Origin of the sequence: Haoranjiania flava (assembly GCF_025631005.1) — a bacterium.
GTDB lineage: Bacteria > Bacteroidota > Bacteroidia > Chitinophagales > Chitinophagaceae > Haoranjiania > Haoranjiania flava.
In genome coordinates this window covers 118,288-127,130 of sequence record NZ_JAOTPL010000010.1, presented here as the reverse complement: position 1 = coordinate 127,130, position 8,843 = coordinate 118,288, and the positions used below count along the sequence as shown (strand labels likewise).

Annotated in this window: 6 protein-coding genes; 1 reads left to right on the top strand and 5 read right to left on the bottom strand. The window is 40.2% G+C overall.

Annotated elements, in window-relative coordinates; genetic code table 11:
• Positions 1-403: 403 nt before the first annotated feature.
• Entirely contained in the window at positions 404-1,192 is a 789-nt protein-coding gene (gene surE, locus OD355_RS08635; protein WP_263038063.1) for a 5'/3'-nucleotidase SurE, read from the bottom strand.
• 122 nt (positions 1,193-1,314) lie between these two features.
• Between surE and OD355_RS08630 the strand changes: the two genes are divergently transcribed.
• Positions 1,315-2,562 carry a DUF445 domain-containing protein gene (locus tag OD355_RS08630; RefSeq protein WP_263038062.1) on the top strand — a complete coding sequence of 416 codons (1,248 nt, stop codon included), beginning with the start codon at positions 1,315-1,317 and terminating at the stop codon, positions 2,560-2,562.
• A 479-nt stretch (positions 2,563-3,041) separates the two neighbouring features.
• Here OD355_RS08630 and OD355_RS08625 read toward each other — a convergent pair whose 3' ends face one another.
• From OD355_RS08625 to OD355_RS08610, 4 genes are all read right to left on the bottom strand, one after another.
• Positions 3,042-5,264 (bottom strand): glycoside hydrolase family 92 protein, encoded by a 2,223-nt coding sequence (locus tag OD355_RS08625; RefSeq protein ID WP_263038061.1) that lies wholly within the window; start codon positions 5,262-5,264, stop codon positions 3,042-3,044.
• An 87-nt stretch (positions 5,265-5,351) separates the two neighbouring features.
• Positions 5,352-6,638, bottom strand: a complete 1,287-nt coding sequence (locus tag OD355_RS08620; RefSeq protein WP_263038060.1) for a DUF3823 domain-containing protein — start codon at positions 6,636-6,638, stop codon at positions 5,352-5,354.
• A 299-nt stretch (positions 6,639-6,937) separates the two neighbouring features.
• Positions 6,938-7,801 (bottom strand): RagB/SusD family nutrient uptake outer membrane protein, encoded by an 864-nt coding sequence (locus tag OD355_RS08615; RefSeq protein WP_263038059.1) that lies wholly within the window; start codon positions 7,799-7,801, stop codon positions 6,938-6,940.
• Between the two features lie 89 nt (positions 7,802-7,890).
• On the bottom strand, positions 7,891-8,796 hold the full coding sequence (locus tag OD355_RS08610) for a RagB/SusD family nutrient uptake outer membrane protein (protein ID WP_263038058.1): 906 nt from the start codon (positions 8,794-8,796) through the stop codon (positions 7,891-7,893).
• Positions 8,797-8,843 lie beyond the last annotated feature (47 nt).

The window sequence follows — 8,843 nt, the reverse complement described above, 5'->3', positions numbered from 1 at the left end:
TGCATAGTTAAATAGCACCAGGGAGAATTAACTATTGATAATTCAGAAGGATTGTTCTGTTTTTCAAAATAGTTATAAGCAGCTTAAAGTTATTATTTGCGTAATGTAGTTCAAATAAAAAAGTCAGGAATTCATTTCCAATAGCTGGGCTAAGCCCTTGAGATCAGGGGAAAGGCGCTGTTTACAAACTGGGTTCAGGTAAATACAGGCGCCTGGCACGGCTCCGTTGGTGTAGCTGTGAAAAAAACCTCGTGTGCGCTTTGTTTTTATTTTACCACCATGTTCAGCGATGGTGAACAAAGATTTACAAAAGAAGCAACACCAGCCCCTGCGCTGTTCGGCATTTGACCTCTATCGCCGGATTTGCAATCCGGAAATATGATAATTGAACAAATTAACAACGCTAAAAAACCTTATCCAGTTTTTTCTTCAACTCATAATTGGTAAGATCAAAATGTACAGGCACAATGCTTACATAATTATGCTCCAAAGCCCAGACATCAGTATCCTTAGCTTTATCTAAATTCACAAATTCGCCGGTAAGCCAGTAGTACTTTCTGCCGGCAGGGTCTTTTCTTTCTTCAAAGTCTTCATCATACTTGGCATAAGCCTGCTTACATACTTTGATGCCTTGTATCTCAAGCGTGTTTATGGCAGGAATATTTACATTAAGGCAAAGATGCTTATCCCATTTGCCGCTGAGAATTTTTTCGGTGATCACCCGCGCATATTCCTGGGCGCCGTCAAAATCAGCTTCGTGAGAAGTATCATTCAGGCTGAAACCAATACTTGGAATACTTTCTATGCTTGCTTCCACCGCCGCGGACATGGTGCCGGAATAAATTACATTAATGGAATGATTAGGCCCGTGGTTGATACCACTCAAACATATATCAGGCCTTTGTTTCAGCACTTTGTCCACTGCTATTTTCACACAGTCTACAGGCGTGCCGGTGATCTGGTAAGCTTCCACACCATCTACCAGGCTCACAGCCGACATCCTCAGCGGCTGCCCGATAGTAATTGCGTGCCCCATACCGCTCTGGGGCTTGTCCGGTGCTACAACCACTACTTCACCCAGGTCTTTCACAGCCTCTATCAAAGCCCTTATGCCGGGCGCGTAAATACCGTCGTCATTTGTAACAAGTATTAATGGTTTTTTGCCACTGGTTTGTTTAGTTTTTTTTGCCATACAAAAATTTATGAAGGCTGCAATTTAATAATTGATACCAACAATTAGGTTTATTTTTAATTAATTAAATGCAATTTATTATTGCGGATCATTATCTTTATAACTATTTCTAAAATTACCTAATGGCAACTGTAGACGAAAAAGAACTTCAATTGCGTAAGCACAAAAGGCTTGCAACCGGGCTGTTCGTGCTGATGGTTTTTATATACATCATCACTGTTATTTTACATAAACAAAGCAATGCTGCATGGATCGGCTATGTAGAAGCTTTTTCCGAGGCAGGCATGGTAGGCGCACTGGCAGACTGGTTTGCAGTCACAGCTTTGTTTCACTACCCGCTCGGGTTGCGCATTCCGCATACCAACCTTATACAAAACAGTAAAGAAAGGATCGGCAACAACCTCGGCGATTTTGTAGTATCCAATTTTTTAAACGACAAAAATATCCGGCCATACATTGAAAAAATCTCCATAGCTTCAACTGTAGCCACATGGCTGGGAAAAGAGAAAAATGTACAGGCTTTTTCCAATGAACTTATCCATATACTAAAAGATATTGTAGAGAAGCTTGACGATGATTTTGTAGCTGCAATGATTTACAAAAAAGGAAAGAGCCTGGTGCAGGATATAGACCTGAACGGCATCCTGGCAAATGCAGTAAAGTATTTTATTGATAAAAATGAGCATGAACGCCTGATAAATTTTGCACTGGGTAAAATTAAAATGTACGTACAGGAAAATGAAGATGTAGTGCGGGACAGGGTGAAAAAAGAAAGCTCCATACTTATCCCGGGATTTGTAGACAACCTGATAGCCAATAAACTTATCAAAGGCATCAACACCTACATCAACGAGATTGAAACAGATAAAAAACATCCGATCAGAAAAGAACTGGAACAACAACTATACTTATTCGAAGCTGATCTGCGCTCATCTGAGAAGTGGAAAAATGAACTGGACAACCTGCGCAACGATCTGCTGGCAAATGAAAAGCTGGATAATTATTCAAAAGACATCTGGGCAAAGATCAAAGCAAGCGCCCTGGAGGACCTGAATGCTGAGAACTCAGGCATCAGGCGATATATCATTAAAACCATTCACGAAATTGGAGACAATCTCAATAATGACGGAGAACTCCGCTCCAAAATAGATAAATGGATAAAGTATAATGCTTACAATTACATCCTGCACAATTCCCAGAAAGTAAGCAGCCTCATCAGCAATACAGTTGGCAACTGGGAAGGCAAAGAGCTTAGCAACAAGCTGGAACTGGAAGTAGGAAAAGACCTGCAGTTTATCCGCATCAATGGTACGCTGGTCGGCGGTTTGGTGGGATTGATCATTCACATTCTTACGGTGTTGTTATCTTAGCTTTCCCAGCGCAAACGGGAGTTGTACCCACGTTCGCAGAATGGGCTTCTCTGAAAAATTCGGAGGTTCATGTAGTAATTATAAACTATAGATTTATTGTTGCTGATACTTATTGCTCACTATATCTTTGCTTAAAGAGAAATATTACACCTGGCTTTTGATTAGCATGCTAATGCCTATAACAAAAGCCGCTCAATTTTTGCTTATTGTCCTGGCTTTTGAAAAAATATTTTAATAAGAAATAGATCATTTATCAACACGCTTCAGCAAAGATCAATCTTCCTTACATATAAGCCTGACTTAAACCCCTGAATTAACCTGTACCTAAAGTGATCAGTGATTAATTAGAACAGGCAATTGATAAAGCGATATGGCATAAAGCCTTAACAACTATGTTCGGTTAGGCACAATCAGCGAGTATGCACAAATGAAATTTACCATAAAGTTTTTATCGTGTTTAGTAAAATTATTTGGAAATATTATGGAAATTTCATAGTAAAAGATGGGGGACGTGAAGATGCCGCCCATTTTTTATTGGGGTATTTGCCCATAATAAATTCTATATTGTTTGCCTTCACGAGGTCGGCATGGCTGATCCATGACTGGTCCCAGGATCTGCCATCAACCTTCATGGACTGTATGTATTTGTTCTCTAAAGCATAATTAACAGCTATTAATTTTATTTTCTTATTGCCTACATCAATGGTAGCATTCTGAAACATGGGTGTGCCTATCACATACATCGGCATGCCGGGCGTTACAGGATAAAAACCCATCATGCTAAATACAACGAAAGCAGACATGCCGCCCCCGTCTTCATCGCCCGGAATACCCATCAGGTCGTTTCTAAACCATTGGTCAATAAGTGTGTAAATTCGCTTCTGCGTCTTCCACGGTTGGCCTGAGTAATTGTATAAATATGGTATGTGCAGCGAAGGCTCATTCGCCATGGAGAACTGGCCTACATTGCCTGTATGGTCGGGCAACTGTGCATAGAAAGAAAATTTACTTGTACCTAATGGCGTATTGTACATCTCATCCAAATTAGCCGAAAAATTCTTTTCGCCTCCCATTAACTCTATAAGATCGGCAACATTGTGGGGTACATCCCAGCGATATACCCAACCGTTATTTTCGCCGTAAGCCTCACGTGCGCCGATGCCGCCGGAATTACGGTAGTCAAAGGGTTGTATAAAATTATGCTGCTCATCCTTCGGATGAAAAAAATGCGTTTCGGGATGGAAGATTTTCCTGTAGTTTAAGCTGCGTGGCAAAAAATATTCATAGTCTTGCTGATTGCCTATTTGTTTTGCCAGCTGCGCCAGGCACCATTCGTCATACACCGTACCCAGGGTTACAGCTACAGGCTGCCGTTTTTCAAAAGGGTGCACTTCAGCAACAGTTTCTTTTTCGCCGTGGGGCAAGGCAGGAAAATAGCCATGTTTTTTATAGAACTGATCAAGGCTGCCGGCTTTTTTTGCAGACCATGGCGCCAGCGTTTTTTCTGTAATTGCTTTTTTGGAAGCATCATAAGCTTTGTTGGCATCAAAGCCACGCAGGCCTTTGGCGTATGCATCCAAAACAGTTGCAACGGCATGGTTCGAGTTCATCCTTCTGCTGTCGCCGGTAATTTCCGGGAAGGTAGGCATCCATAAATTATCCATTTGCTCGGCCATGCGCACAAAAGAATTGACCATATGACTTTCCATTTCAGGCTCTATCAGCACACGCAAAGGGTGTGTGGCGCGATAGGTATCCCAAATCCAATCGTCATTATAGAATGGCTTGCCGCCATCGCTGTGAATCTTACCATCAAAAGGACTAAAGTATTTGCCGTCTTCAGATACATTCACCATTCTTTCGTAGGTTCTGTATAAGGATGTATAGAAAATTACTTTCCTGTTATCATCGCCCTGTACATGCAGCTTTGAGAGTTTATCATTCCATAACATCCGGCCTTTTTGCGCTACCTTGTCCAGGTTATAATCTTTTATTTCTCTTCTTACATTGCGCATGGCCTGCTCTTCGCTGATCAGCGATATTCCGTAGCGGATTTTTATTTCAGCTGAGGCAGGAAATTTTAAAGCAACAGTTTTTTCTTTTTGATTATTGCTCTCCAGATACTCAATTTTTTGCGGGTCAATATTGGTTTCTAAATAAATATAAACTTTAGTGGGCGATCCTTCCAGTGCCTGGAAACCTGAAAAAGCATTTTTTCCTTTCGTGGAAAGCTGACCGTTTGAAGAATTTAATACAAGATAAAAGCTTTCCTTTTGCCGGGGTTGTATGGCATAGATAGCAGACTGGTGCGAAGGTGCAAAACGTACGTGTACATTTGCTTCGTCTAAGTCTACTTCATAGTAATACGGTTTAATTATTTCATTATCGTAGGTATAATGCTTATTGCTCTGCAGTTGTTGTCCCACGTATTGCATACTCAACCCGAACACACTTCTGCCTCTGTGGCTCGATATCATAATGGGCAATCCCTTTATTCTATTGCTTGTATAATCATCTCTTTCCGGGTAAACCCTTAATAAACTGTTAGGCAAATGTATGGTTGGATAGGTGGGCACCAAAAGATGGCTGATATTCCCCATATAAGGATTTACATAATCTACCGGCTGCTTTGCAGTTGATTGAGAAAGAGCTGCTGCGCTGCTAAAGAAAAATAACAGTAAAGATATTATACGAATTGCCATGTTGTATGTATGATTTTTTAAGAAACTAATAAAAAAGCATCCTGCACATAGCCGTCTGTGCAGGATGTAAATTTAATGAAGGTTTTTTTAAAACTCATATGCTACCGGTGTGATAAGCATTGTATTTAAGTAATAAAACTTTGAGCCGTTGTTGTTATTTGGTCCTGCAGAGAGGGTAATAATAATAGTACCGTCATCATTAGGTGTAATGTTTTTTACAATAGCTACATTAGCACTATTGGATGCTGTGTTTACAAAACCTTCTCCTTGCGTTTTGCCTTTTACATGATACCTGGTTTCGCGGTTGTCTCCGGCATCTCTTCTGGAGCCATAGAATACAAATGAATAGTTTTCTGTTTTATTTAAATTAGAAACAGTTACCTCGCTTGTTGGCGTTTCTACTCCGTTGCTCCAGAAGGCATCACCGGTAGCTGTTGGAGCAAAGCGCAGAGAAGTATTATTAACTCCCAATGTATTTTCTCCACTGAAGTTTTTTGTGACCTGTACGGCAAACTTTGTATTGTTCCCTTCCTGATCTATTAAGTTACTCAATATATTGTCCGTTGGCCGTACATAGTTGTTGTAAGGATAAGGTGAAATATTTGTACCAAAGTCTACAAATACGGGCAATGTAAGCTTAAACGGGTTTGATCCCGGCGTAGGCGGCACATAATCCTGTATAGTGATGGCTTTAGTTGGCGCATAATTAAATTTAGCTTCAGGCGCATCGATAAGCGCGCCGATCCTGAAATAATAGGTACCTCCTTTTTTAAGTTTATCAGCATTGTGAGGCAATTCAATTTCAAGATGGTATAGCCTGCCGGGATCCGCATCAGCATTCATGTTCAACTGTGTGGCAACGCTATGGAATGGCTCTCCTACATTCTTTTCAGCATGTGCAAATAGCCCTATTCTTACAATTTTATTAGGTACGGTTTGTTCCAGATTGAAAGAGGCTATTATTCTTTCGTTGCTCTGTTGTATAGTGGCATTCTTAATCCTGATATAAGGTTGAACATCAAAATTAATTTCCGTATCGCCGTGCACTTTTATTTCTTTGGCATCAACAGGGACAAAATTTCCTCTTACAGGTTTTATGAGATAGTCGCCCGAGAACATTAAATTATTCCTGTAAGTTCCGTCTGTTTTAAAGATCATATATTGTGTTTCAGGATTATCCCATCCTTTTTCAATATACTCTATCTGCGCTCCTCTTATGATATCCTGCTCAATCAGCTCACCGGTTTTTGCATCATAAATACCACCGTAAATTCTTGCATTGGGGCCGGGATAATTATCTAATTTTTCCAGTCCACAAGAAATAAACAAGCATGCGGCGCATAAGGTGTATAATAATATTTTTATTGTTTTCATTTGTGTTTTTTTTCTACGTTATTGCCAGATGGAATTCGCCTAAAGGAATCACTGTTTTGAATACGTAACAGAATTATGGCTCATTTCATCTGTGTTTTTTTATTTCTACGTTATTGCCAGATGGAATTCACCTAAAGGAATCACTGTTTTGAATACGTAACAGAATTATGACTCATTTCATCTGTGTTTTTTTATTTCTACGTTATTGCCAGATGGAATTTGCCTGAAGGAATCACTGTTTTGAATACGTAACAGGATTATGGCTCATTTCATCTGTGTTTTTTAATGTCATAGTATGATTAGTACTGTGGATTTTGTATAAGACCGTTATTGGCAATTCCGGGGATCGGGAAATAATAATCCCTTATATCCACTGTTCGATGCATGTCGCCGGCCACATATTTTCTTACAAAAATGTACTGCGGGGTTGCACCTCTTAAATCCATCATAGGCACCAGGGCTGTTTTAAGCTTATTATTGAATACTATGTGATAATCGCGTCTTCTTTTCAAATCCCAGTATTCTTTATTTTCAAAGGCCAACTCAACTCTTCTTTCTCTTAAAACATTTTCAAGCGTCAATGGTATTTCCACTGTATGCCCGGCTCTGAAGCGAATATCATTGATTGCTTTTTTAGCTTTGTCCTGTGCATTATTCTGAGCGTATCCGCTTTCAATGACTGCTTCGGCATAATTCAACAATACCTCTGCATATCGTAAATCTGCAAAGTCTGTAGTAGACTGACCAAAATTGGTAATCCTCCAGTTCTCATTCAAAAATTTACGTAGCAAAAATCCGGAGCGGGTCATATTGGCTGAACCATCATAGCCTGAATACTGATTCTGAAATTCTCTGCCATATGTATAGTAAGTAACTCCGTTGTGGGTATAGGAACCTCTTGTATCCATGAGGGTTCCGTCTGGTCTTACCACACCGCCCTGTATAACTATCTGTGTTGATTTCCATGTTGCATTCGGGTAAATAATTGTGGCAAAAAATCTTGCATCCTTATCTTTAAAAATCTCATCAGGCGTATTAAAGCGGCGGTAAGCGGCATTTTGATTATATCCCTCATAATTATCAACATTGCCGTCAGCAGTTGTAACAATGGGTGATGAAACCCCTGGATTAGTATAACTTTCATAAGTATCTACCAATTCCAATATAGGATTCGTTCTTCCGCGATAGGGAAAGCCTTCTGCGTTTTGGTTGGGATTATTCCATCCGTCATAATCATGAGGAAGAGGCTCTCCTATTTTCCATATCCTTTCATAAATATTACTTCCTGCGGCGCCACATTAGGGTCTGTGAATAAATTTTTCAAATTCCCAATGGCATTTGCAACACTTCCGGGGTTTGCGCCATATAATGAAAATTTTCCCGAACTGATAACAGCATCTGCAGCTGTAATACATTCCTGGTAGTAACGATTGGCATCTGCCATATCCAGCCCTACCAGCTTCTTGTCTACCGCTTCGCCGGAAAGCGGGGCTTTACTCCAATGCTTTGCAACAGATGCTGCATATAAAGCCGCACGTGATTTGAGTGCATAAGCTCCCCATTTGGTTGCGCGTCTTTTAGTTTCGTCGTTGCTTTCTCTTGTTTCCGGCAAATTTGCTATCGCCTTGTCACATTCTGCCAGGATAAAGTCCCAGGTTTCCTTCTCTGTGCTTCTTGGCACTCTTAAACTTTCAAAATCACTGGTATAAACCTGGTTAGTAGTGATGATAGACACGCCACCGTATCTTTTTGCGAGGCCGAAATAGGTGTAAGCGCGCAGAAAGGATGCTTCGCCTAACAATGTTTTTTTATCCGCATCGTTAATATCCAGATTGGGTAATGCCTCTATCAATACGTTGATGTTCCTGTTTAGCTTATAAGCGCTGCCCCACCAGCCATTATTAAACTCATTAAAATTTGGCCATTCAGAATGTATGGCTTCTAATCCGTATTGCGATAAAGACATAGAGCCGGTATTACCTCGTGCATTAAACCCTTCTCTGGGAAAATAAACAAAATCTTCTATTGGAGCCTGATAATATAAATCCGCTACGAACGCTTTTATTCCGTTCGGGTCAGTAAGAACTACGTCTCCAGGAATTTTATTTCTTGGCTGCAGATCAAGCCTTTTAGAGCAGGAGCCAAGCGCAAACGCCATTATACATATATATATTAAATATTTAGTAGCTTTCATAATTTACAATT